The 24,504-nt window shown below is 64.9% G+C and carries 23 protein-coding genes and 2 pseudogenes; 8 read left to right on the top strand and 17 right to left on the bottom strand.

What is annotated here, in order from left to right; all coding sequences use genetic code 11:
• Nucleotides 1–3: 3 nt before the first annotated feature.
• The 3 genes and pseudogenes from J7I89_RS15915 to J7I89_RS15905 form a co-directional block, all read right to left on the bottom strand.
• A pseudogene (locus J7I89_RS15915) lies at nucleotides 4–755 on the bottom strand (DeoR/GlpR family DNA-binding transcription regulator).
• 22 nt (nucleotides 756–777) lie between these two features.
• Nucleotides 778–1,293 carry a GNAT family N-acetyltransferase gene (locus J7I89_RS15910; RefSeq protein WP_214972291.1) on the bottom strand — a complete coding sequence of 172 codons (516 nt, stop codon included), beginning with the start codon at nucleotides 1,291–1,293 and terminating at the stop codon, nucleotides 778–780.
• Nucleotides 1,290–2,162, bottom strand: a complete 873-nt coding sequence (locus J7I89_RS15905) for a ribokinase (protein WP_214972290.1) — start codon at nucleotides 2,160–2,162, stop codon at nucleotides 1,290–1,292. Before J7I89_RS15905 ends, J7I89_RS15910 begins: the two co-directional genes overlap by 4 nt.
• Before the next feature lie 141 nt (nucleotides 2,163–2,303).
• On the opposite strand from J7I89_RS15905, the gene J7I89_RS15900 reads away from it, so the two are divergent.
• Nucleotides 2,304–3,740, top strand: coding sequence for an MFS transporter (locus J7I89_RS15900; protein WP_214972289.1), 1,437 nt, complete (start codon nucleotides 2,304–2,306; stop codon nucleotides 3,738–3,740).
• Nucleotides 3,741–3,783: 43 nt separating this feature from the next.
• A complete protein-coding gene (locus tag J7I89_RS15895; RefSeq protein WP_214972288.1) occupies nucleotides 3,784–4,791 on the top strand; it encodes a nucleoside hydrolase in 1,008 nt (335 codons plus the stop codon).
• Between the two features lie 158 nt (nucleotides 4,792–4,949).
• Here the strand turns inward: J7I89_RS15895 and J7I89_RS15890 are convergent, their stop codons facing one another.
• Nucleotides 4,950–6,359 (bottom strand): MFS transporter, encoded by a 1,410-nt coding sequence (locus tag J7I89_RS15890; RefSeq protein ID WP_214972287.1) that lies wholly within the window; start codon nucleotides 6,357–6,359, stop codon nucleotides 4,950–4,952.
• Between the two features lie 115 nt (nucleotides 6,360–6,474).
• Here J7I89_RS15890 and J7I89_RS15885 point away from each other — a divergent pair, with 115 nt between their 5' ends.
• Nucleotides 6,475–7,023, top strand: a complete 549-nt coding sequence (locus J7I89_RS15885) for a TetR/AcrR family transcriptional regulator (protein WP_214972286.1) — start codon at nucleotides 6,475–6,477, stop codon at nucleotides 7,021–7,023.
• A gap of 388 nt (nucleotides 7,024–7,411) precedes the next feature.
• Here J7I89_RS15885 and J7I89_RS15880 read toward each other — a convergent pair whose 3' ends face one another.
• Nucleotides 7,412–8,476, bottom strand: coding sequence for a DMT family transporter (locus J7I89_RS15880; RefSeq protein WP_214972285.1), 1,065 nt, complete (start codon nucleotides 8,474–8,476; stop codon nucleotides 7,412–7,414).
• A 33-nt stretch (nucleotides 8,477–8,509) separates the two neighbouring features.
• Between J7I89_RS15880 and J7I89_RS15875 the strand changes: the two genes are divergently transcribed.
• Both J7I89_RS15875 and J7I89_RS15870 read left to right on the top strand, forming a co-directional pair.
• Nucleotides 8,510–9,121, top strand: a complete 612-nt coding sequence (locus tag J7I89_RS15875; RefSeq protein ID WP_251045409.1) for a TetR/AcrR family transcriptional regulator — start codon at nucleotides 8,510–8,512, stop codon at nucleotides 9,119–9,121.
• Between the two features lie 284 nt (nucleotides 9,122–9,405).
• Nucleotides 9,406–10,085: pseudogene (locus tag J7I89_RS15870) on the top strand (nucleoside hydrolase); the annotation flags it as partial.
• Between the two features lie 222 nt (nucleotides 10,086–10,307).
• On the opposite strand, the gene J7I89_RS15865 reads toward J7I89_RS15870, so the two are convergent.
• From J7I89_RS15865 to eat, 7 genes are all read right to left on the bottom strand, one after another.
• A complete protein-coding gene (locus tag J7I89_RS15865; RefSeq protein ID WP_214972282.1) occupies nucleotides 10,308–10,706 on the bottom strand; it encodes a hypothetical protein in 399 nt (132 codons plus the stop codon).
• A complete protein-coding gene (locus J7I89_RS15860) occupies nucleotides 10,696–11,241 on the bottom strand; it encodes a hypothetical protein (RefSeq protein WP_214972280.1) in 546 nt (181 codons plus the stop codon). Before J7I89_RS15860 ends, J7I89_RS15865 begins: the two co-directional genes overlap by 11 nt.
• 214 nt (nucleotides 11,242–11,455) lie before the next feature.
• The gene (locus tag J7I89_RS15855; RefSeq protein ID WP_214972277.1) at nucleotides 11,456–12,235 is read right to left on the bottom strand and encodes a 3-oxoacyl-ACP reductase; all 780 of its coding nucleotides are present in this window, start codon (nucleotides 12,233–12,235) and stop codon (nucleotides 11,456–11,458) included.
• A 22-nt stretch (nucleotides 12,236–12,257) separates the two neighbouring features.
• The gene (locus J7I89_RS15850; protein ID WP_214972274.1) at nucleotides 12,258–13,625 is read right to left on the bottom strand and encodes an aldehyde dehydrogenase; all 1,368 of its coding nucleotides are present in this window, start codon (nucleotides 13,623–13,625) and stop codon (nucleotides 12,258–12,260) included.
• Nucleotides 13,606–14,370, bottom strand: coding sequence for a gamma-glutamyl-gamma-aminobutyrate hydrolase family protein (locus J7I89_RS15845; RefSeq protein ID WP_308159934.1), 765 nt, complete (start codon nucleotides 14,368–14,370; stop codon nucleotides 13,606–13,608). The genes J7I89_RS15850 and J7I89_RS15845 overlap by 20 nt, the downstream gene beginning before the upstream one ends.
• On the bottom strand, nucleotides 14,351–15,733 hold the full coding sequence (locus J7I89_RS15840; protein WP_214972268.1) for a glutamine synthetase family protein: 1,383 nt from the start codon (nucleotides 15,731–15,733) through the stop codon (nucleotides 14,351–14,353). Before J7I89_RS15840 ends, J7I89_RS15845 begins: the two co-directional genes overlap by 20 nt.
• A 74-nt stretch (nucleotides 15,734–15,807) precedes the next feature.
• Entirely contained in the window at nucleotides 15,808–17,247 is a 1,440-nt protein-coding gene (gene eat / locus J7I89_RS15835; protein ID WP_214972265.1) for an ethanolamine permease, read from the bottom strand.
• 181 nt (nucleotides 17,248–17,428) lie between these two features.
• On the opposite strand from eat, the gene J7I89_RS15830 reads away from it, so the two are divergent.
• From J7I89_RS15830 to J7I89_RS15820, 3 genes are all read left to right on the top strand, one after another.
• Nucleotides 17,429–18,184 (top strand): FadR/GntR family transcriptional regulator, encoded by a 756-nt coding sequence (locus J7I89_RS15830; RefSeq protein WP_214972262.1) that lies wholly within the window; start codon nucleotides 17,429–17,431, stop codon nucleotides 18,182–18,184.
• 291 nt (nucleotides 18,185–18,475) lie between these two features.
• A complete protein-coding gene (locus J7I89_RS15825) occupies nucleotides 18,476–19,324 on the top strand; it encodes a triacylglycerol lipase (protein ID WP_214972259.1) in 849 nt (282 codons plus the stop codon).
• Between the two features lie 158 nt (nucleotides 19,325–19,482).
• On the top strand, nucleotides 19,483–20,793 hold the full coding sequence (locus J7I89_RS15820) for a S8 family serine peptidase (protein ID WP_214972256.1): 1,311 nt from the start codon (nucleotides 19,483–19,485) through the stop codon (nucleotides 20,791–20,793).
• A gap of 96 nt (nucleotides 20,794–20,889) precedes the next feature.
• Here the strand turns inward: J7I89_RS15820 and J7I89_RS15815 are convergent, their stop codons facing one another.
• The 5 genes from J7I89_RS15815 to J7I89_RS15795 all read right to left on the bottom strand — a co-directional run bounded on the left by J7I89_RS15815 (nucleotide 20,890) and on the right by J7I89_RS15795 (nucleotide 24,504).
• Nucleotides 20,890–21,474: a GntR family transcriptional regulator gene (locus J7I89_RS15815; RefSeq protein ID WP_251045408.1), complete on the bottom strand. Its 585-nt coding sequence runs from the start codon at nucleotides 21,472–21,474 to the stop codon at nucleotides 20,890–20,892.
• Nucleotides 21,458–21,865 (bottom strand): PH domain-containing protein, encoded by a 408-nt coding sequence (locus tag J7I89_RS15810; RefSeq protein WP_285290232.1) that lies wholly within the window; start codon nucleotides 21,863–21,865, stop codon nucleotides 21,458–21,460. The genes J7I89_RS15815 and J7I89_RS15810 overlap by 17 nt, the downstream gene beginning before the upstream one ends.
• Nucleotides 21,866–22,063: 198 nt before the next feature.
• On the bottom strand, nucleotides 22,064–22,762 hold the full coding sequence (locus tag J7I89_RS15805; RefSeq protein ID WP_214972253.1) for a CPBP family intramembrane glutamic endopeptidase: 699 nt from the start codon (nucleotides 22,760–22,762) through the stop codon (nucleotides 22,064–22,066).
• Between the two features lie 185 nt (nucleotides 22,763–22,947).
• The gene (locus J7I89_RS15800) at nucleotides 22,948–23,736 is read right to left on the bottom strand and encodes a GntR family transcriptional regulator (RefSeq protein WP_214972250.1); all 789 of its coding nucleotides are present in this window, start codon (nucleotides 23,734–23,736) and stop codon (nucleotides 22,948–22,950) included.
• 189 nt (nucleotides 23,737–23,925) lie between these two features.
• Nucleotides 23,926–24,504: a hypothetical protein gene (locus J7I89_RS15795; RefSeq protein WP_214972247.1), complete on the bottom strand. Its 579-nt coding sequence runs from the start codon at nucleotides 24,502–24,504 to the stop codon at nucleotides 23,926–23,928.

Here is a 24,504-nt window from a genome sequence, read left to right as displayed (position 1 = left end):
CGTTTACTGACCCAGCACGTCCGCCAACTCAACCTCAACCCCCGCATCCCGGAACTTCTGCACCTGCCCCGCATCCGCGCCGTCGTCCGTCACGGGCGTCCACGGCAGCGCAAGCCGAGCCCAGACGTGAAACGGCCGCAGGCCGAGCTTGGACGAGTCGGCCAAGACGTCGACGTTGTTACCGCGCCGGGCCATGAGCTCCTTGAGTCTGGTCTGGGCGTGGTCGGCCTCGCAGATGCCGTCCTCGGCGGTGACGGCGTCGGCCCCCAGGAACACGCGGTCAAAGCTCATCCGCTCCAGCGCCGCCTCGGCGAGCGGGCCCACAAAGCTTTGGCCCAGGCTCCGCAGCCGGCCGCCCAGGCAGTCCACTTCGATGCCTTCCGAATCGGCCAGTTCCTGCATGGTGTTGGTGCATGGCGTGGTCACGGACAGGTTGTCGAAGTTACGCAGTTCGTGGGCCAGAGCGCCCACGGCGGAGCCGGCGTCGAGCAGAATGTTCTCCCCCGGGAGGATCACGGACGCGGCCCGGCGGGCGATGGCGTGTTGCAGTTCGAACGCCTGGCCGGTGCGCTGCTGCAGCGACGCCTCCGGTGCGCGCCCAGGGCCATGGCGCCGCCATACGTCCGGGCCAGCCGGCACTGCCCGTTCAGCAGCGCCAAGTCCCCGCGGATGGTGGAGGCCGTGACCTCGAACCGGGCCTAGAGTCCCTCTACGGAGGCCAGGTCTGTCGTGAACGCGAGGTGGAATTTCCTCATGTCAGAAGGCAGTTACGATGGCTCAATCGAGAGCGTGGGCGCATTGCAGCTCCAGCCGGAACACCCAAAGCAGCACGTCCTCGCCGGGCACGTGCCAGTCACGGCCCGGAGCCCTCTGGAAGCCCAAGGATTCGTACAGGGCGTGTGCCCGTTGCATGAACGTCGCGCTCGTAATGCTGATCGCCTCGATAACGGTTAGCGATTTGGCGTGTCCGATGACCTGACGGACAACCGCGCGCCCAACCCCTCCGCCTTGCACCGCAGGATCAACGGCGAGCATTCGGAACTCGAGCTCGTTCTCCAATGCGATCTCGCTATACGGTTGCCCTGCATAAGTCAGCGTCACTGCCGCGACCAGCACGCCCGAGGCTTCGGCCACCCACACTTCGGCATGCTCCGCCCGGTGTTCCACGTTGTCGAGCACTCTCATGTACGCGTGCTCGGCAATGAAATGGCCGGCGTGGAGATACGCCTCCTGGGTGATTCGCCGGACCTCTGAAAAATCCGCCGGCCTTACCGGTCTGAAAACCAGCTTCACTGCCCGGCGACTCCGGCCGCAGAAACTCGGGCAACATACTCTTCAAGTGAAGCCAGCATGGGCTGCGACGAAGGATCACCCACCGCATCCGCGCCGACGGCATTCGCCACCGCCAGCGCCCGGTCAAAAGGAAGCTCCGCCCCCAGCGCCAGCACCAGCGCCGCGCAGAACGCATCACCGGCACCGATGGTGTTCGCCACTTTCACGGCCGAGGCTGGAGCCTCTGCCACCTTCCGCCCGTGCTCGAACATCGCCGAGCCGTCCTTCCCGTACGTCACCGCGACCAGCTTCGCCCCGGCCAGCGCCGGGATGAGCTCATACTCCGTTTCGTTGACGATCACCAGGTCGCACAGCTCCAGCAGCTCCGCCGGCAGGTCCATGGCCGGGGCCGCGTTCAGGACGAAGAACCCCGAGGTGCGCCGGGCGGCTTCCAGCACCACGGGCAGGCCGACCTCGAGCTGGCACAGCACCGTCTCATCGGGACCGAACTCCACGCCCTCCAACGAGAACCCGGAGTTGGCCCCGGGGCACACCACAATCTGGTTTTCGCCGTCGCGGTCCACCACGATCAGCGCTGTGCCCGTCGCATCGCCGTCGAGCACGGCAACGCCAGCCGTGTCGACGCCGGCGCCGGAAAGAGCCTCCAGCATCAGCCGCCCCTGGGCATCGTCGCCCACCGCGCCGATCATCCGGGCGCTCCCGCCCAGGCGGGCGGCGGCCACGGCCTGGTTGGCTCCCTTGCCTCCGGGCTGCTGCTGCAGAACGCCGCCGCCGACGGTCTCGCCGGCGGTGGGAAGCCGGTCCGTGGTGGCGATGATGTCGAGGTTGATGCTGCCGACGACGGTGACGGCAGGAAGTCGAGTGCTCATTAGGAAGTCCTATCAGGTCGAGCCAGAGGCGGCTGGATTAGGAAATAGTGTACGCCATGGTTGTACTTGTTCGTCATACATGGTTGTATAACAACTCACATCCCAAAGGCAGGACCCGCCTGCAGAACAAAGGAGTTTGATGTGAACAGCCCAACCCCGGTCACCACCTCGCCGCCAGCGGCCGTCGGCAACGAAACAAACGCAGGCCAGCCGCAATTCGCCGGCCGCCGCGCCGCCCTCCTCATTTCCACGTTGCTGCTCGGCGTGCTGTCCTTCCAGCTCAACGCCAGCATGGTCACCCCCGCCCTGCCCCATATCGCCGCCAGCTTCGGCCTAAGCGCCGACAGCGCCGCCCCCGTGCAGTCCATGTTCTTTCTCGCCGGGGCCATCGCCGGACCGGTGATCGGACGGTGGAGCGACTTCATCGGCCGCCGCGCCGCGCTGCTGCTGGTCCTCGGCATCATGGGCGCCGGCACCCTTCTCTGCATCGCGGCCCCTACGCTGCCGCTGCTCGTCGCCGGCAGGTTCCTGCAGGGCGTTTCCAGCGCCGTCTTCGCCCTCGCGTACATCGTCCTCAGCGAGAACCTGCACGCCCGCCTCTTCGGCACCTCCGTCGGCATCATCGCCGCCATCAACGGCGGCATCGGCGGCGTCGACGGCTACGTCGGCGGCCTGATGGCCGAAACCCTCGGATTCCGGTCCATCTTCGTCGTCGTGCTGGTGCTGACCGCCGTCGCCGGCGGCTGCATCCTCAAGACCGTCCCGAAGGGACGGCCCCGGGGCGTCCGCGGCGCCATGGACTGGTGGGGAGCGGGCTCGCTCTCGGTGTTCCTCGTCTTCATCACCTACTTCGTCTCCGGCGGATCGGCCGTCGGCTGGACCGCGCCGAGCACCCTGGCCCTGCTGGCCGGCACCGTGGCGTCCTTCGCCGCCTTCTGGATGATCGAGAAGAAGCGCAGCCATCCGCTCATCGCCGTCCACCACCTGCGCTCCCGCCAGGTCTGGCCCGTCATCGCCACCACCGTCCTGACCCTCGCCGGCATCTTCGCCGTCATCAACTTCACCGTGGTGCTGCTCAGCCAGGACGTCCGCCACGGCTTCGGACTCAGCGCCTCCGTCTCCGCCCTGTTGTTCCTCACCCCGGCCGCGCTGATCGGCGTCTTCGCCGCACCGCTCGCCGGCTGGCTCGCCGACCGCCGGGGCTGGATCAAAACCCTCCGCGCCGGCACCGCACTCAGCCTGGCCTGCGCCATCGCCGCCGCCGCGTTCTCCGACAACCAGGTGGCGGTGATGATCGCCGTCGCATTCCTCGGCATCTTCTACAACGGCTTCTTCCTGACCGCCATCAACGGACTCTCCGTCCTGCTCTCGCCCAAGGAAGCCCCCGCCGCCCTGCCCGGCATCAACGGCGCCTCCTTCGGCATCGGGGCGAGCCTCGGCGTCGTCATCGTCGCACCGTTCGCCGCGCAGGCCACCTCCGCCGGCTACGCCACCGCACTCTGGATCTCCGTGGCCATCACGGCGGCGGCGTTCATCGTGAGCCTCTTCGTCGCCGCCCCCAAGGGCGAATCCCTCTGACTCCCACCCCAAACCAAGCACCTACGAAACGAGAACCACCGCAATGACCACGCCCATCAGCCACCCGTTCTACTTCGACTGCGACACCGGGATCGACGACGCCCTCGCCCTGGCCTACCTGCTCGCCTCGCTGCAGGCGGACGTGCGGGGGATCGGCACCGTCAGCGGCAACGTCAGTGCCGCCGTCGGCGCCCGCAACACCCTGGACCTGCTCCAGCTTGCCGGGCACGCGCACATCCCCGTCGCGCTCGGCGCCCACGACCCGCAGACCGGCACGTTCCGCGGCGGGGCGCCGCACGTCCACGGCGCCAACGGCATCGGCGAGGTTTCGCTGGAGGCAGCCGGCGCCGGGCTGGCGCAGGAAACCGCGGCGGAGATGCTGGTGCGGCTCGCCCACGAGCACCCCGGCACGCTGCGCGTCCTCGCCATCGGCCCGCTCACCAACATCGCCGAGGCCCTGCGGCTGGAACCGGAGCTTCCCCGGCTCGTGGAGGAAATCACCATCATGGGCGGGGCGGCGCTGGCCCCGGGAAACATCACGGCGGTGGCGGAGGCCAACATCGCCAACGACCCCGAGGCCGCCACGGACGTCCTCGCCGCCGACTGGAACATCACCCTGGTGCCGCTGGACGTGACCATGTCCAACGTGCTGGAGGAAAGCCACCGGCAGGAACTGCTGGCCGCCGGCCACCCGGTTCCGCAGGCACTGGGGGAGATGCTCGGCTACTACTTCCGGTTCTACGAGGGCATCTTCGGCCGGGCCTGCTCCGCCATGCACGACCCCCTCGCGGCGGCGCTCGCGGTGGGCGGCGTCAAAGCCGCCGTCGCCCCGGTGGTGCAGGTCGACGTCGACACCACAGACGGTCCCGGACGCGGGCAGACCGTCTGCGACCTGCGCGGGCTGTACATGGACTACCCGGAGCAGCCCGGCGCTCGGTGCCGGGTGGTGCTATCCCTGGAGGGCGACTTCGCGCCGCATCTGGTGGCGACGCTGCTGTCGTTCTCTGAAAGTACGACGGCGGCAGTGGCCGTGGGTGCGGCGGTCGCCTAAGCGGGGGTATTGGCCATGCCGGTCAGGACTGGATGGACTGCATCGCCGAGAGGTGCCCGCCCCATGCCGCGATCAGGCACTGGGCTAGGTGCCATCGTGTTCCTTGTGGGACGCCCGTTCCGGGGCGGAACACCCAGGGCATCCAGGAACGGGTGCCCTCATCCCACCTTCCGAGGTCTGATGACCAGCCCGACGACGGCTGCCAGCGCGAGCGCGGAGAGGATGGTCGCCGACCAGAACCCGGCCCGTCCGCCGGTCAGGAAGTCGCCGGGGGTAGCGAAGGCCGCGTAGGTCGAAGCCACGATGGCCAGTCCGACGGCGCCGCCAAGTTGCTGCATTGTCTGGAAAAGCCCGGAGGCGGACCCTGCGTGCTCGGGTTCGACGTTGCGAAGCGCGAGCGTCGTGAGTGGCATGAACGTCATGCCGGCTGAGATTCCCGTAAACAGCAGGGCAATCATCACGATCACGAAGGGCGTGTCCGGACTCAGTTGCGTGAGGGGCAGGAAGGCGACCACGCGAAGGGCGGCGCCGAAGATGACCAGGCGGACGGCCCCGAAGCGCTCGACCAGTCGCGGGACGATCCGGGACATCGCGAAGATGCTCAGGGGCATCGGAAGGAAGGCCAGCCCGGTCAGCATTGGCGTGAGGTGCAGATCGTTTTCGAGGTACTGGACCATGAGGAAGAACATCGCCAGCATCCCGCCATAGGTGGCCGCCATCGCAGCCAGCGCCGCCACTCGGCTCGGGCTGCGGAGCAGCTGCGGGCGCAGCAGGGGGTGGGCCACCCTCCGCTCGGTGAAGGCGAGCACGGTGATCAGCGCTGCGCCGACCACCAGCCCGCCGATCGTGCGGGGACTGGACCAGCCGTCGTCGCCCGCCTGGATGAGAGCCCACACGATGGCGACGGCGCCGCCCGTTGCGGTCACCGCTCCGAGCACGTCGAAGCGCCCGGGTCTCCGGGGAGTTTCGGCGACGAGGCGCGGCACGGCAAGGAGGACGACGACGCCGATCGGCACGTTGATGAAGAGGGTCCACCGCCAGCTGGCCATGTCGGTGAGCAGGCCGCCAAGAATGAGCCCGAGCGCGCCGCCCATCGAGGCGACGGCGGAGAACAATGCAAGCGCCCGGTTTCGCGCGGCGTCGTCCCGCGCGGTTGTGGTGATGAGCGCGAGTACGCTCGGGGCGGCGAACGCGGCGCCGAGGCCTTGGAGTGCGCGGGCGATGACGAGAAGAAGGGGTGAGGTGGCCAGGCCGCCGAGCAGCGAGAAGACCGTGAACACCGCCACGCCCACCAGGAACGTGCGGCGGCGGCCGAAGACGTCCCCGATCCGTCCGCCGAGCAGCAGCAGGCCGCCGAAGGCAACGGCGTAGCCGTTCAAGACCCAGCTGAGCTGGGCGCGGGTGAAATGAAGGTCGGTGGCGATGTGGGGGAGTGCGACGTTGACGACTGTCGCGTCGAGGACAAGCATGAGTTGGGCGAGCATGACCAGCCAGAGGCCAATGCTGCCGGCGCGGCCGCCGGATGCCGCGATCCCGGCGGGCGCGCGCGTGGCGGTTGTGGGTGTCATGGGGTGGTGTCCTGTTCTAGCCGAAGGGCTGACGTACACTAAGAGGAGAGATGCTCCGGTTAGAACTATACGGAGACACTCTCCGTTTTGCAATGATGTATTGAGAGGTGTTTCGGTGCGCGCTGACGCTCAACGCAACCGCGATCGGATCGTGGAAGTTGCACGTACGTTCTTCCGCGCCAAAGGCTTCGACGCCGTCTCGATGGATGAAGTCGCCAAAGGGGCCGAGGTGGGCCCCGGCACACTGTACCGGCACTTCCCGACCAAAGAGTCGCTGTACGACGCGGTCCTTGAGGCCTGGGCGGGGAAGGTCAACGCGGCAGTCGACAGGGCGCTTTCGCTCGACGCCTCCGCGCGGGAGCGGCTGTTGACCTGGCTGACCGATTATGCGGCGATGCTGACAGAACACAAGGGTGCAGCCGCGCGGATCACTGCTGCGCTGGGCGATCCCGGGTCTCCATTCGCAGCAAAATGCACGACGTACGTCAATGCAAATCAGCGCCTGATTGACGGGTTGGACTCGGCCCTGCGCCCTGGGGTCGAGGCAATGCAAATCAGTCGGCTTGTCGGCGGCATGGCCGCAGTGGCAGACAACAGCGAGCTTCCCGCCGAATCAGTGGCATCGATGCTTGCGGTCGTCGCGGACGGACTGCTCGCTCCCTGACGGGTTCAGCGAACGCATTCAGCGTCCAGGTTAAGCCGTGACGGGCCTGATGGAAGCCAGTTCCATGTTTTCATCGGCGTTTGGGCGGTCAGGGGAGGGGCTGCCGTTCGCCGACGCTAACAGCGCCGTCGAACCCAACGTAGTCCCGCCGCCGTCGTTCCAGTCTTTCCTGCTGGCCGGGCGAGGGAAGCCTGGCGCTTTTCGCGCCGTTACATCTGGCGCAGGCGGCGACAAATTTTGCAGGCTGGTGGACCCGCCTTTGGACCATGGATAGAAATGTTCGCCGTGCTCTGCGGTCCGGGAACAATGTCGCCGGAACCCCGCCTCCATTTCACACTGGCCATCCGCCGCGCCATACCCTGGCGGCGCTATTGACGCGTGAACCGCCTCACCGGGCTGGTGAAGGGGCCGCTTCGCCTGTCTGGAAATCGGCGTCGACCGAATCGGCGGAAGAAGCGCAGGGGGAATGCGCCGAGGAACGCTCGGGCCACAGGACCAGAGCGACGGCGGCGGACCCGAGGATCAAGCCGGCGAGGGTGGCGGGAGTGAACGGTTCCGCGAACAGGAAAGCCCCGGCTACAGCTGTGGTCGGGGCGACCAGGAAGAGGAGGGCATTGAGCGTAGTGATGCCGATCCGGCGGAGGAGGAACCAGTATAGGGCGTAGGCAATGAGGGTGGGGACGATCGCGATCACCAGGGTGGAGATCCAGAAGTCAGGGGTGGCCGGTGGGGCTAGGGTTCCGGCGAGGGACCCGAGCAGGGCGACCGCGACGAGAGTGACGGCGGCATGCGTGGACAGGGTGGCAAAGACACCGAGGCGTGCCGAGGTGCGGCGCTCCAGGAATGTGGCCGTGACGAGGCTCGCGAGGGCGACGAGCGGGAGCAGGTAGGCGGGGCCTGGAGACGCGACTACGGATACATCTGAAGCTACGATCAGGGCGACGCCACTGGCGCCGAACACCAGGCCGAGCCATTGGAGGGCACGCACGCGGAGCCCGAGGAGCGGGCCGACGAGGGTGGCGATGACAAGAGGTTGGATGGCATCGATGAGCGCGGAGGTCCCCGACGAGACGCCGGCGGCGATGGCCAGGTAGATAGGCACGACGTAGCCGAATTGGGCGAAGAAGCCGATGACGAGATGGGGGCGGATGTCGCGCCAGGCCGGCAGGTCCGCGCGGGGAAGGACTGAGCCGCGGGAGGGTCTCCCCGGACGGTTTTTCGAACCGATGCCGTTCGGCCGACGATGGGTGATGTTGACTCGGAGGGCGGTTCCGGCGAGGGCGAGTGCCAGGATCACCACGACAATGAGGAATCGCCAGAAGACGACCGTGAGCGCCGGGGCGCCGGCGGTGCCGATCTTGGCTACGAGAAAACCGGAACTCCAACTGAGAACGAACGCGACGGATGCTCCGATCAGGACAGTGCGATGAGGTATACCGTTCTGTTTACTCATGCTAATTAGTATACAGAACGGTATAGTGGATGCATGATGACCGAAGATCGCCGTGAGGTGATGCCCAGAGACACGAATGAGCTGCCCAAGTACACGAAGGGAGCGGAACGGGTTCTGCGCGCCGCATCCGAGCTGTTCTATCGAGAAGGAATCCACGCGGTAGGGGTGGATACGATCGCCGCGGCGGCTGGCGTAACCAAGAAAACCCTGTACGACCAGTTCGGTTCGAAAGAGGCGCTGGCGGTGGCCTACCTCCGACGGCGGGACGCCCGGTGGCGCGAGTACCTCGAAAATGAACTCGCGCAGGTACCCGCAGGCGGCACCGAGCGGATCCTCGCGATCTTCGACATCTCCGGGCGGTGGGCCATCGACAACAGCGACAAAGGGTGTTGCGCGATCAACGCGCGGGCCGAGACGGATGACCCGGAGAACCCCATCGCGGCGGAAGCCATCCGCCAAAAGAAATGGTTGAGAGACCTACTCGAGCAGCTGTGCAGGGAAGCGTCCGTTGCTGATCCTGCCCAGACAGCCGACTCGTTGATGCTTCTGTACGAGGGCGGGCTCGTGACAATGGGAATGGGTACCTTCCCGCAGCCCTTCGCGGTAGGGCGAGACGCAGCAGCGCGACTGCTCGCCGCCAGCTAGTCTCCTGGCGTCCTAGCGCCTTGTCAGGGCGGAAGCGTGCCGCCCAACTGACTGCAAAGTCAGGAGCCAGCGGATGCCGCACTCTCGCGTTCCGCCCGCGCCCAGTGCGCCCGCAGCAGCTCAGCAAGCCGCTCGGGCTCGATCCGGTGTGGCGGGTCGAAGTGGTGCCGCTTGGGGCACACCTCCAGGCGGAAGTCCGGGAAGAAGACCCTAGACAGCCGGCCGGCAATGTCGCCGTAGTCATCCGGGTTGCTCAGGCCGCCGAGGGCGAAGAACACCGGTTGGCGAAGATGCTGGTGCGGCTCGCCCACGAGCATCCCGGCACGCTGCGGGTCCTGGCCATCGGCCCGCTTACCAACATTGCCGAGGCCCTGCGGCTGGAGCCGGACCTGCCCCGGCTGGTGGAGGAGATCACCATCATGGGCGGCGCGGCCCTGGCCCCGGGAACATCACACCGGTGGCGGAGGCGAACATCGCCAACGACCCCGAGGCCGCCGCGGCCGTCCTCGCCGCCGATTGGAACGTGACCCTGGTGCCGCTGGACGTGACCATGGCCAACGTGCTGGAGGAAAGCCACCGGCAGGACCTGCTGGCCTCCTCCGGTCCTGTGCCGCGGGCGCTGGGGGAGATGCTCGGCTACTACTTCCGGTTCTACGAGGGCCAGTTCGGGCGCGCCTGCTCCGCCATGCACGACCCCCTCGCCGCGGCGCTGGCGGTGGGCGGCGTCAGAGCTGCCGTCGCCCCGGTGGTGCATGTCGACGTCGACACCACCGACGGTCCCAGACGCGGCCAGACCGTCTGCGACCTCCGCGGACTCTACCTGGACTACCCGGAGCAGCCCGGCGCCCGCTGCCGGGTGGTGCTGGAGCTCGACGGCGACTTCGCGCCGCACCTGGTGGAGACGCTGCTTTCGTTTTCTGAAAGTACGACGGCGGGAGCTGCGGTGGGTGCGACGGCTGTCTGATCTGCCTGGCCGACCTGGCTCAGGCCGATTTGGCATTCGCCAGGGCCCAGGACCCGGCCACCGACTTTGGTGAGGGCCGCGAGCAGCGTGGTGCCGCCGTCGTCGTCGAGTTCCAACTGTGAGGGGCGGCGGAACTGCTGCCGAAGCTGACCGGTCCGGCGGAGAATTTCTCGCTCATTGGGCGGTGGCTTCGCCGTCGCGGATCAGGACGGATTCCCAGCCTCACCCGCTGGTGGCGTCAGATCCCGGATGAAGGTCGTGGGGCTCCAGACACAGCCCGGTACGGTCGTTGGTGTTGGCGTTCTTAACCTTGACAAGGCGGTCCGCGCAACCGGCTGGCAGGACCGCGGTGTCCCGGCCGACCCCTTGGACGTAGAAGCCGTGGGTTTCGTGGAAGTGGGACATTTCACCGATCGCGGCGTCCAGTTCCGTGGCGAGAGACTGGGCGTCGTCATCCTTCAACGGAGCAATGTCGACTTCTTCTGAAAGCGTCGCCTCAGCCGGCAGTTCGTCTTCTGTCAAGGACCCGAGGATGGCTTGGCTGCCAATGATGATGACGGCTTCCTGACGGATGATTTCCGTGGCCGCGCGGATAGCGTGCTCGAGGTCGCTACGCCGCACGCGTTGCCTTGTGGATTGCGACGAGTCGCTCTTCCTGGGAGAGCACACCGGCGAACGGCGTCATCTGGCGAAGGTCAGTACCACGCTCGTCAGGGCGGAGCATGCCCTCCACAAGCCGGTTGATGTCACCGCCATTAACGAGCGTGTTCCACTCTGCCACCCAACCTTGTGCGTACGCATCGCGTGTGCGCGACGCCATCCTCTGCAGGTTGGTCCGTGCCTTGCTCAGTACCGATTCGGGATCCTCGCTGATTTTTTCAGCCACGGCTCGATGCAGCTCGTACGAGACCCGTTCTTCACGGCGCGGCAGGCGCGGCCGGCTTTCCCTAGCTTTCTCGAGCAAGCGCTGGCTAACGGAGGGACTCACTCCGATGACTTCGGCGATCTTACGAACGGGCATACCCTCGGCCCAGAGCGCGAAAACGGCTTCGGCGCGCCGGCCCGAGGCCATGAGCATCTCCCGACGGGACTTTTCAGCTGCCGCTCCAGCGTCTTTCGCTTTCCGGATGAGCTCATCCGTCACCGTTGTCGACATGTGTGTATCCTACCCCCATACAACCAAGTCGAAAAGGCACGACGACGTTGGCCGGCTGCTCCCGACCCCACCTCGGCGACGCTCTCCACTTCGAGTTTTGTACAGATAATCCACGTTCGGCACGGGTCAAGCCGCGGCAGCTGGACAAAACTCCAAGCGGGGGAGAGGGCTGGCTGCGGGCCGCGCGCACCGCGGCCCGCAGCGGACCCGCTGCCTACTCGGGGGTCACGTAGGCTCCGGCAATGCCGCCATCGACGAGGAAGGTGGAGGCGGTGATGAATGACGCATCATCGCTGGCAAGGAAGGCCACGGCACCGGCCAACTCCTCAGGTTCGGCGAACCTGCCGAGGGGAACATGGACGAGCCGGCGGGCGGCCTTCTCGGGGTCCTTGGCAAAGAGCTCTTTCAGCAGTGGCGTGTTGACCGGGCCAGGGCACAGGGCATTCACCCGGATGCCCTGGCGGGCGAACTCGACACCCAGTTCACGGCTCATCGACAGGACGCCGCCCTTGGAGGCGCTGTAGGAGATCTGGGAAGTGGCGGCGCCCATTACGGCGACAAAGGATGCCGTGTTGATGATGGACCCTTTGCCCTGCGCCTGCATGTATGGCAGGGCGTACTTGCAGCAGTAGAACACGGAGGTGAGGTTCACTTCCTGCACCCTTCGCCATGCGTCGATTCCCGTATCGATGATGGAGGCGTCGTCTGCCGGGGAGATTCCGGCATTGTTGAAGGAGATGTCGACGCTTCCGTAGGTTTCGTTGGTCACGGCGTAGAGGTTCTTGACCTCTTCTTCGCTGGTGACATCGACTTTGACGAAGAGTCCGTCGACCTCTTCAGCGGCACGCTGCCCGGCAGTCGGATCGAGATCGGCGATGACAACATGGGCTCCTTCGGCGGCGAACCGCCGTGCGGTTGCCAGTCCGATTCCGCTTGCGCCGCCGGTGATGACTGCGCTGCGGCCTTTGAGTCGGTTGGAGATGACTTCAATCATTTTGCTTTTCCTCGTCTTGTGTTCAGGCGGTGGTGGAGATGAAAACGTTCTTGGTTTCGGTGAAGGCGTTGAGGGCGTCAGGTCCCAGCTCACGGCCCAGGCCTGACTGTTTGAATCCGCCAAACGGCGTGGAGTACCTGACGGATGAATGCGAGTTGACGGAGAGGTTTCCGGATTCCAGTCCGCGGGCAACCCGCAGGGCCCGTCCGATGTCCCTGGTCCAGATGGAGCCGGACAAGCCGTAGATGGTGTCGTTGGCCAGGTGGAGCGCGTCAGCTTCGTCCCTGAAGGGGACTACTGCCACGACCGGGCCAAAGATCTCCTCCTGCATCACCCGGTCCTCGCGGGACGGAGTCAGGACGGTGGGCGGGAACCAGAACCCCTTGCCTTCGGGCGCCGATCCGCGGAATGCGACGGGCGCGCCATCCGGCACGAAGCCTGTCACGGTGCGGTGTTGCGCGGCGGAAATCAGCGGCCCCATGAACACGTCCTCGTCGCGGGGGTCCCCGACTTTCAGCGCTTTGACGGCAGGTTCAAGCAGTTCGAGGAACCTTTCGAACACATCGTGCTGAACCAGGATGCGGGACCGGGAACAGCAGTCCTGGCCGGCATTATCAAAGGCCCCGCCCGGGGCTGCTGCTGCGGCCGCCTCCAGATCTGCGTCAGCGAAGATGATATTCGCGCTCTTGCCGCCCAGTTCCAGCGTCACCGGCTTAACCTGCTCAGCGCAGCCGGCCATGATCAGCTTGCCGACGCCGGTTGACCCGGTGAAAACCACCTTCCGCACGGCCGGGTGTGCAACGAAGCGTTCTCCGACGACGGATCCCTTACCGGGAATGATCTGGAGCACACCGTCGGGCAGTCCGGCTTCCCGGGCAAGCTGCCCGAGGCGCACGGCGGTCAACGGCGTCAGCTCAGCAGGCTTGAGGACGACGGTGTTGCCCGCTGCAAGCGCCGGAGCAAATCCCCACGCGGCAATGGGCATCGGGAAGTTCCACGGGACGATGACTCCCACAACACCCAAGGGTTCGTTGAAGGTGACATTGACGCCTCCGGCAACAGGGATCTGCTGGCCTGTGTGGCGTTCGGGGGCGCCGGAATAGTACGCGAGGACGTCCCGGACGTTTCCTGCCTCCCAGCGGGCGTTTCCGATGGTGTGACCGGCGTTGATCACTTCGAGTTGGGCGAGGTTCTCAAGGTCGGCATCTACTGCAGCGGCGAAGCGGCGCAGCAGCAGTGCCCGGTCGGCGGGTGAGACGTTGCGCCACGTTTCAAAGGCCACGGCTGCCTTTTCGATTGCCCGGTCCGTTTCTTCCAGTGTGGCGAGCGGGACCGTTTCAATGATCTCTTCCGTGGCCGGGTTCAGGACGTCAAACATGCTGGTGGACATCGACTAGATTCTCCGTTCGTTCTTTGCGGTAGTTGCGGGCAGCTTCAATAAATCCCCTGAAAAGCCGCAGGTCGTCTGGGTTCTGTTCGGGGTGGAATTGCACTCCCAGCACCCATCCGCCTGTTGTCGTCTCGAGTGCCTGTACGGTTCCGTCCTGCGCTGCCGCCGTCACCCGCAGGCCGTCCGCGATCCTGTCCATGGCCTGGTGGTGGTAGCAGAGGGCGCTGGCTACTGGCCCGAGCAGGCTCTCGCTGATGCTTCCGGGTGTTGTGGTGAATTCGACGTTGCCAAACACTCCAGGCGCCGGCTGGTACTGGGCCGCGCCCGGATTGACGTCCGGGACATGTTGGATCAGGGATCCTCCCAGTGCCACGTTGAGGATTTGGGCGCCGCGGCAGATGGAAAACAGCGGAAGCCCAGTTGCCAGCGCCGCCCTGGTCAGGGCGAGGTCGTGGGTGTCCCTCCCTGGTTGGGAGCGGGTCAGTTCATGGGGCTCCGCACCGTACTGCTCCGGGCCAACGTCGCTGCCGCCCGCGACGATGAGCCCGTCCAGGAGGTCAACGATTGTGGGGTCGGTGCCTACCGGCGGCAGCAGAACAGGCGTGCCGCCGGCAGCGACCACTGCCTGTACATAGGTTCCGGGCAGAATGGCCGCATCGGCCTTCCAAACTCCCCAGGCAGCCCCTTGGTAGTAGGTGGTGAGGCCGATTCTCGGCCGGTAGGAATCAGAGACGTTCAAAGCCACGCTTGTGCTCCCAATCTGTGACTGCACTGTCGAATGCTTTGAGTTCGACGTCGGCGGCGTGCACATAGTGGTCCACCACTTCGTCGCCGAAGGACTTGCGGGCGATTTCGCTGGTGACGAGCAGTGCGCGCGAGTCCCGAAGCGTCGTCGGGATCCGGTCGGCGGTTGACTCGTAGGCATTCCCGGCCATGACGGGCTCAAGGGGCAACTCGTTCTCGATGCCGTGAATGGCTGCCGCAATAAGTGCTGCCGCGGCCAGATAAGGGTTGACGTCACCGCCGCCCACACGGTTTTCCACGCGGAGGCTGGCGCCGCGCCCAACGATGCGCAGTGCACAGCTGCGGTTGTCCAGGCCCCACGCGATGGCGGTTGGTGCGAAGCTGCCCTCGACGAAGCGCTTGTACGAGTTGATGTTTGGCGCCAGGAAGTACGAGAGTTCCTTCATAGCTGCCAGCTGGCCCGCGACGAAATGCTCCATCAGGGGGCTGAAGCCATGCTCACCGTTACCTGCAAGCACCGGATTGCCGTCCAGGTCGGTCAGGCTGAAGTGGATATGGCATGAACTGCCTTCCCGCTCGTTGTACTTGGCCATGAACGTGATGCTTTTTCCATGCTTTCCCGCGATCTCCTTGGCACCGTTCTTGTAAAACGCGTGGCTGTCGCATGCGCGGAGCGCTTCGGCGTACCTGAAGGTGATTTCCTGCTGGCCGTGGTTGCACTCACCCTTTGAGGATTCGACTACGAGTCCGGCGCTTTCCATGCTGTTGCGGATGTCGCGGATGACCGGTTCGAGGCCGGCCGTCGCAAGCAGGGAGTAGTCGACGTTGTAGCGGGTGGACGGCTTCAGTCCCACATACTGCTTGTCCCATGCCTGCTCGTAGCTGTCGTCGAACATGATGAACTCAAGTTCCGTGCCGATGTGGGCACGGTATCCGAGGGCCTCGAGCCGTTCGATCTGGGCACGAAGGATCTGCCGCGGCGACTGGGTGACGGGGCGGCCATCAAGCCAGAGGATGTCGCACTGGACCATCGCCGTGCCCTCCAGCCACGGCACCATCCGGAGCGTGCTGACGTCGGGCCGCATGACCATGTCCCCGTAGCCGTTTGCCCATGACGACATCGCGTATCCATCGACGGTGTTCATTTCCACGTCGACGGAAAGGAGGTAGTTGCAGCCTTCGGCGCCATGTCCCAGGACATCCTCCAGGAAGGACCTTGCGCCGCAGCGCTTGCCCTGCAGCCGGCCCAGTGAGTCGGTGATGGCTACGACCACCGTGTCGATCTCACCCGAGGCGACCTTCTGCTTCAGATCCTCGACGGTCAGCTTTGCCTGGGAGTATTTCCCTGCGATTTCATTGGTCATTTGATTTCCGTAACTTCGATCGGGGTGTTGGACGTGATCCGTGCTCTCCGCCGTATTGTGCCGGTGAGCGTGTTTCAGTTGCTAAGTTCGGCTTCGGCTGCCGCGAGCTGTGCAAATTCCTCCTCGGGTGCACCTGCCACGATCCTGTGGCGGCTGTAGAACCAGTAGTAAAGGAGCGCAGCGGCGAACACGGCGGCCGTGATGGACGCCGCCAGTACATCGACCACGAAGGTGGCAACGACGGCAACGGCAGCCAGGAGCAGGGCGATGGTTGTTGTGACGGCGCCCCCGGGGGTCCGGTATCCCCGGGGAAGGTCTGGTTCCTTTACCCGCAGGACTATGTGCGACAGGTTCAGCAGCACGTACGAGACGGTGGCTCCGAAAACCGCGATATTGATGAGCAGGGCGCCGTTGCCCGTGGCAGCAGCGAGGATGAATCCGAGGGTGCCCGGGACGATGAGGGCCCAGTACGGTGTACGCCTCTTGCCCGTCAGGGACAGCCACTTGGGAAGGTATCCTGCGCGGGAAAGGGCGAAGAGTTGCCGGGAGTAGGCATAGATGATGGAGAAGAAGCTGGCCACCAGCCCTGCCAGTCCTGCATAGTTCACAAAGTCGGCGAGGATCGTATTGCCCCCGTAGGCCAGGCGGATCGCTTCGGGGAGGGGGTTGCTTGAGGTGCCCATCGCTTCGGATCCGGCTGCGCCGGGAACCAGGACGAGCATCAGGGCTCCGAAGATCACGAGCACCAGGAGAGCGACGATGATGCCGCGGGGCATGTCCTTCTTGGGGTCGGCGGTCTCTTCCGCTGCCAGTGGAACGCCTTCGACGGCGAGGAAGAACCAGATGCCGTATACGAGGGCCCCCACAACACCGCCGATGCCCATAGGAAGGAAGGCGCTGGACGTCGGGGAACCGTCCGGCACAACATCGAAGAGGTTTGCCGCGTTGAAGTGCGGTACCAGGCCGATGACCACCGCCGCCAAAGCAACGACGGCTATTGTGGTGATCGCAAAGATCAGTTTCAGTGCCTCGCCGACTCCGCGGAGATGGATTCCGACGAAGACAGCGAAGGTTACAAGGTAGACCGGCCAGGAGTTGGTGAGGCCGAACAGCCCCAGGGCTTCGACATAGCCGCCGATGAAGGTGGCGATGGCGGCGGGTGCAACAGCGTATTCGATCAGCACAGCCATTCCGGTGGCAAAGCCGCCAAGTGGGCCAAGCGCCCTGCGTGCGAAACCGTAGCCGGCGCCGGTGGTTGGCAGGGCGGAGGACAGTTCGGCCAATCCGAACACCATGCACGTGTACATGATGCCCATCAGAATGAATGCGATGAGCAGGCCGCCCCAGCCGCCCTGGGCCAGGCCCAGGTTCCAGCCGGCGAAGTCTCCGGAGATGACATAGGCAACACCGAGCCCCGCCAGCAGGACCCACCCAGCCGCTCCACGTTTGAGTTGACGGTGATGGAGGTAGCCGCCGTCGTCGTTGACGGGCTGCTCCGAGGGACGTAATGACATGGGATTTCCCTTCTTTCAAGGGTCTTAATGGTCTGTAATTAGTCCAAAAGTCCTTTGCCAGTGTGGTGCACATCGCCGCCAAGAGTCAAGGATCATCCCGAATTTCACCGAAATTGGCCAGGCTTCCGCCTAAACCCGGGTGAATCATAGGCCTGTTATTAGACCGCGCTAGGATGGAGTCATGGAAGAGGCATTGCTTGGGGTCCCCACGAGGCTCATACGGCCGGTCCGGCACGGGAACGCCTTTGAGGAAACCATCGAACGGCTGCTCCAGAACATCAAGCTGGGGCTTTTCGGCGTGGGTGACAAGTTGCCTGCCGAGCGGGAGCTCTCGGAACTGCTGGGCGTGTCCAGGGCAACGCTGCGCGACGCCCTGGCGGAGCTCCAAAAGGCCGGCTATGTGGAAGTCCGCCGCGGCAGGTCTGGCGGAACCTACGTATCGGCACGAAGGCTGGGGGAGTTGAGGGGTGCTGCAGGCCTGGACCCTGCGGAGGTCAATGACGTCCTAACCTACCGCGCCGTGCTGGAACCGGCCGCAGCATCGCTGGCCGCGCAGGCCATGCTGTCTCCCGGGCAGAGGCGCCATCTGCTGGACACCCTCGCCGATGTGGCAGGGGCACCCGCGGAACTGTACAGGCCGAAGGACGCGAGGTTCCACGTGGCCATTGCAGAGGTGAGCGGATCGCCAAGCCTGGTTGCCGCCGTTGCAGACGCGCGTGCAAGGGTTAGCGACCTTCTGGACCGCATCCCGTTCCTGGAGCCCAACCTTGAGCATTCCAACCGGCAGCATCAGCAAATCATCGACGCCATACTCCGCGGCGATGCGGACGGCGCCTACCGGGCTGCCCTGGATCACCTGCAGGGCACGGCCTCGCTGCTCCATGGGTTCCTCGTCTCGCCGGAGAATTCCCCGGCAGCAACATCCGACGTTCCCTGACTCGTTTTCCTTGCCATCCCGGCAATGAACGTTTGTGCAGGCGCGTCCGGCGGTTTCTGCTGTCCATGCCCTGCGGCTAAAAGCTACTGGCCAGTAACTATGGGGAAAACGAGGGCGGATTTCCGTGCGGGATGGGAGCTCGCCACGCAGCCGTCATTCACGCACATCTGTGCAAACCCATGGCCGCGTCGGACTCCGGGCTGCATACATTGAGTACCCGGGCAAAGATTGATTGACACAAGAGTTCGCCCCTGGCCCCGACCCCGCTGACACACGAACAAAGAGGTTTTCATGTCGCTGCTCACCAGAGCCCTTTCCGTTACCGCTGCCGCCGCCCTTGCCTTTTCCCTGGCCGCGGTTCCGGCCCAAGCCGGCGTCGTTGAGATTTCCCCGCCGGGAGCCAACGACTGGTCCTGCAAACCAACCGCCGAGCATCCGTATCCGGTCGTTCTTGTGCCTGGAACCTTCGAGAGCATGGAGAAGAACTGGTCCACCCTGTCGCCCTACCTCAAGAGCGCCGGGTACTGCGTCTTCGCACTCAACTACGGCGAGACAAACGGCGTGTATGCCACCGCGCCGGTGGCCAAATCGGCGCAGGAACTTGGGCCTTTCGTGGACGCAGTGCGTGCTGCCACCGGCGCCAAGAAAGTGGATCTCGTGGGCCACAGCCAAGGCGGCATGATGCCCCGCTACTACATGGGCTTTCTCGGCGGAGCCAAGTACGTCCATCAGCTCATTGGTATCGCACCATCCAACCATGGCACCGAAGGCGTGATCGTCCCGACGCCGGGCCTTGTCCCGGATCCGGATTACACCGGCCTGGGCTGTGCCGCCTGCGCCGACCAGCAGGCAGGGTCGGCTTTCATGCAGAAGCTCAACTCCATCGGGGACACTGTTGCGGGCCCCTCCTACACCGTCATCTCCACGGTTCACGACGAAGTGGTCGTCCCCTACAACAGTCAGTTCATCGACGGCCCGGCCCGGCAGGTCACCAACATCACCATCCAGGACAAGTGCCCGGCCGATGTCTTCGAACATGACCAGACGCCGAACGACCCCGTGGTGCACCAGATTGTGGCCCACGCGCTGGGTAAGGCGTCCGGTCCCGCTGATCCGGCCTACCAGCCCAGGTGCCTTTAGCAGTAAATGACGGCAGGGCGCCCGCGCGAGTGCGGGCGCTCTGCACGCGGGCAGCTGGCCCTTGCCTCGGAAATGCCCCTGGTCACGGAGAAAACCCGCGGGGGTAACTTTCCGGCATGCACTACCTAGCCGGTGCAGATTGAAGCAAGATGCTCTTTATGAAAAGAATCGTTATAGCTAGTTTCGCGGCGGTAGTCATAGGCTGCGGCGCAATCACGTTGGCAGCCCCAAGCAACGCAGTGACCCCGGGCAACGCAGTGACCCAGTCATCACACATCGCGGGACAAATCATGGTCAAATTCCGCGACAAGGGCGCGGCAGCCGGCGTACTGCGCCAGCACGGCCTTAGGGAGGGCCCCGGTATCGGCAGCACCGGCGCTCAACTGATCAAGGTGCCGGCCGGCAAAGAGTTGCAGCTCATCGAAGCCTTAAGCCGGAACCCGGCAGTTGAGTACGCCGAGCCGGACGAGGTGGTTACTGCCGCGACCGATGACCAGTATTTCCCGCAACAGTACGCCCTGCAGAACGTCGGCCAGTCTCTTACGAACACCGCCGGCACGCCGCTAGCGGCCGACGGCACAGCGGATGCCGATGTGGACGCCGTTGAAGCATGGGGCGTCACGACCGGCGGCGGCACCACCGGCGGCGGCACCAAGGTGGCCATTCTCGATACGGGTGTGGCAAACGTCCACGACGACATCGCACCGCAGGTTGTTGGATACGCGAACTTCGTCAGTGCGGACACCAAAGAGGATCCCAAAGCAAACCCTGAGGATAAGTACGGTCACGGCACCCACGTCGCCGGCATCGTTGCCGCCAAGTTCAACAACAAGATTGGTGTTGCCGGTGTGTGCCCGGACTGCAGCATCCTGGATGTCAAAGTGCTCAATGACACCGGGTCCGGTTCCAGTTCAGTCATTGCCAACGGCATCAGCTGGGCCGCCGACAATGGCGCCAAGGTCATCAATATGAGCCTTGGACAGCGCGTCTCTTCACGCACTCTCGAAGCTGCCGTCAATGACGCCTGGAATAAGGGAGTAGTGATAGTTGCCGCGGCAGGCAACGCCGGTACTCAGGCCAAGATCTACCCGGGCGCCTATCCCAACGTCATTGCCGTGGCCGCAACCGACAACAACGATGCCAAGGCGTCCTTCTCAACTTACGGCAAGTGGGTGGATGTCGCGGCGCCGGGTGTCAACGTCTACTCGACCTTCCCGAACCACGAGTTCGTCCTGGGTACGCAGAACGGCCGGTCCATGGGCTATGACGTTGCCAGCGGTACCTCAATGGCCTCACCTGTTGTCGCCGGCGTTGCCGCGCTCGTCTGGAGCTCATCACCTGCCGACACCGAAAACAAAACAGTCCGCACAAAAATCGAATCAACCGCCGACAAGATTCTCGGCACCGGCACCAACTGGGCTTCCGGCCGGGTGAACGCATGCAGGGCTGTCGGTGGTAGCTGCCTCTAGCCTGTACCGCATGACCGGCCTCCGCCCGCATGAACTGCCGGGGCCCGGGTCGGTTATGCGGGGGAGAGCGGCCCAAGCTCCGCCGCACCCGCCGGCCTAGGACTGGAGGGACTGCATCACTGAGAGGTGCCCGGCGCGGTCCGGGATGAGGCACTTGGCCAGGTAGAAGGGCCGGTTCGCGTGCCTGACGTACTGCGTCAGCACGAGGACCGGATCCGATGCCCGCAGGTCCAAGAGCTTGGCCCGGCTGGGCCCCACCTGGCTCAGGCCGACCTGGCATTCGCCCGGGCCCAGTACCCGGCCACCGCGTTTGTAGAGCGCCGCGAGCAGCGTGGTGCCGCCGTCGTCGTCGAGCTCCAACGGGGCGGCGGCAGCGGAACCGCTGCCGAAGCTGACCGGCCCGGCGGAGATGTTCTCCTGCAGGTGGGCGATGGCTTCGCCGTCGCGGATCAGGACCGATTCCCAGAGCCAGCAGTCGGCGCCGGGGGCGACGAACTCGGAGGCGGGCTGCCGTTCCCGCTGGAGGCGTTTGATTTCAAGGTGCTGTCCGGGGCCGCCGAGGACTTCCTCGAAGGGGCGGATCCGCTCCATGCCAGTGCGGGGGAAGGGGTCGGAGACGACCGGCCGACGGTCCGGCGCCGCGAACGCGAAAAGACGACCCGGGTCAGTGCTGCGCGCCAAGGACCGAATGGGCGATCAGCATATCCAGCCGCCGCACGTCCGCCTTCTTGCCCACCTTGATCTTGATGTGACCAGCCCGCGTCCATAGCTCAAGCTCAGCGTCCATGTCGAATGTTCCGGCATTCTCCGAGGACCACATGTTGATCGCAGAGTAGGGCAGAGAATACACCTCCACCTTCTTGCCAGTGATTCCCTGGGCGTCGCGAACGATCAACCGCTTGGTCGTAAAAATGGCGCTATCGCGAAATGTCTTATACGCGGCCACTGGCTGCTCGCCAGGGACCATTAGTTCCACAACGTCGTTCGGGATCGGACATTCGGCGACGAACATCCATGTGGTCACTGCTGCTGCCTCCAAGGCTGCTCCTTTGATTTGTGTGGATCCAGCCATCAGTGTCTCAGGACGTCGACGTCTCTCCGCGCTTCCCGCCTTTGGCGTGTGTCGCGCAGCGGTAAGTGGCGGCCTTTACGCAGCGCTAAATGGCAATCCGCAGACCCCCATGGCATTCCAAGACCCCTGAGTATGCCAATCTCATTTGAGCTGCAATTTAGCCGCCATTTCCGCTAATAGTCACAACACCGCGACGCCTCATGCAGCCGCCAGCACGACGATCAACACCAGGGCATTGTTCACGGCATGGAGAAGCACCGGGGCCCATAGGTTCTGATGGAACCGTCGGACGAGGGCCAGTGCGGTGCCGAGGGCGAAGAGATATGCAAAGGTGAGCAGAACCAGGTGGCAAGCAGCAAACAGCGCTGCCGACAGCACGACCGCCAGGAACGGCCTGAAGCGCCGGGAAAGGCCGTTGAGGAAGGCACCTCTGAACAGCACCTCTTCCCACAGCGGTGTGAGCACGGCGACGATAAGGAAGCCCAACACGACGAACGGTGTCGGCAGGTCGGCGATCCTGGCCAAAGTGTCGTTCGAGGCGCCGGCGGATGTGCTGTCTATCCCCAGAATGGTGAGGGCGGCGAGGAAGAGGCCCTGCAGGCAGGCGGAGATCACAATGGCGGACGGGATTTGCCAGAGCAGATGAAGCATCCTGGGCCTGAACCGTCGGAACCCGAGCCCACCTAAACTAAGGCCGTTCCTCCGGATCAGGTGGATGTATACGGCCAGCATGGCCGCTGCAGTTGCGCCGCAGAGGATCAGTAGAATGACGGACTCGGGAGTGAAATCAATGAGGCCGGAAAGTCCCACAGCCAGGATTCCCCCGGTCAGGACCGCAAGATACAGAGCTAAGAACATCAGCGCCCAGGCGGCTTGCTTGAGGGTCACGCCAACCATCGACCCGCAAGCCCCCAACGGTTGGTTAATAGATCCGGCTTGCAAAAGTATCCCCCGAGGCTGCATCTTGCGAGCCTAACTCAGCCTCGCCGGCGCTCAGAAACGTAACCATGCGATAAGTTGCGACTTAACCGCCACTCCGGGCCAACGGTCGTACTTGGCCGGGGCAGCCGGCCCCGGTCGGCCTAGGACTGGAGGGACTGCATCACTGAGAGGTGCCCGGCGCGGTCCGGGATGAGGCACTTGGCCAGGTAGAAGGGCCGGTTCGCGTGCCTGACGTACTGCGTCAGCACGAGGACCGGATCCGATGCCCGCAGGTCCAAGAGCTTGGCCCGGCTGGGCCCCACCTGGCTCAGGCCGATCTGGCATTCGCCCGGGCCCAGTACCCGGCCACCGCGTTTGTAGAGCGCCGCGAGCAGCGTGGTGCCGCCGTCGTCGTCGAGCTCCAACGGGGTGGCGGCAGCGGAACCGCTGCCGAAGCTGACCGGCCCGGCGGAGATGTTCTCCTGCAGGTGGGCGATGGCTTCGCCGTCGCGGATCAGGACCGATTCCCAGAGCCAGCAGTCGGCGCCGGGCTCGACGCCGACGCCGGGGGCGACGAACTCGGAGGCGGGCTGCCGTTCCCGCTGGATGCGTTTGATTTCAAGGTGCTGTCCGGGGCCGCCGAGGACTTCCTCGAAGGGCCGGATCCGCTCGATCCCGATGCGGGGGAGGGTGTCCGAGACGAACCGGCCGACGCCGCGACGGGCCCGGATGAGGCCGTCCTCCTCGAGCAGCATCAGGGCTTCCCGGACCACGGTGCGGCTGACCTTCATGTCAGTGCCCAGCTCCGTTTCCGTGGGGAGCATCGAGCCGGGCGTGAGCAGGTTGTTGCGGATGGCTTCAGCGATGCGGGAGTAGACGGCAACCCGGAGCGGTGAGCCGGGCTGGGCCTCCACCGGCTGGGACAGGAACCGGACGGCGTCCTCGTGCACGTTTGCCTCGCTTAGTGGTCTTCTGGGGAAACCAGCGTAGCAAGTGCTACGCGTTTGTTGGACAAGCGAGTCTGGCCAAGGGGCGCGCTCTTGGGATCGGTTGCCGTTCGTCTCACAGGACAGTCAGACGGAACGCGGCTCCGCCGTCGCCGTCCCGCTCTCATCGTTAGTCCGCGCCGGGCTTACCCGCTATGCACCGGAGGAAGTGAAGCCCTGGTCATTGGTGGCGGTTTCCAGCAGCCGGTCGAAACTGCCAATGCCGTAATCGGGCGGCGTGGCCGCGATGACGATTCGGGTAGTGGTGACTGCGTCAGTTTGCGGCTTGGCATTCTGTTTCGGCTTCGGTGAGGGCTCCGGAATGACCTTCAGATGCAGGCCGGACACCCCGTTCACCAGCAGCGGGAGGCTCCCGCCGTCGACGAGCAGTGAGCGGAGCTGATCAGTCGAGAGCTGGTTCGCCCTGTCCGCCGTGAGTTCGAGAATCACTTCATTCACGGTCGCAGTGAGCCGCTGCAGGAACGCCCGCTCGCTCGAACCCCTGCCCAGGATGCCCAGGACCGTGAATATCGAGGCGAAGATCCCGACGAACAGCATGGTGGCGCCGACGTCCCTGAAGCCGGGCACGAAGAGCATCAGGATCAGGCACAGGACGAAGCCGACAATCGAAAAGCCGCCGAACATGGCGCCCGCGCCGTCGGCCGGACTGCCCGTCCATTCCTTGGAAGTGAAGCTGCAGATTTCCCGGTGCTCGGTCCGTGGGGTTGGCAT

The organism is Arthrobacter sp. ISL-5 (assembly GCF_018613835.1).
Lineage (GTDB): Bacteria > Actinomycetota > Actinomycetes > Actinomycetales > Micrococcaceae > Arthrobacter.
This window is presented reverse-complemented; position numbering and strand designations above follow the sequence as displayed.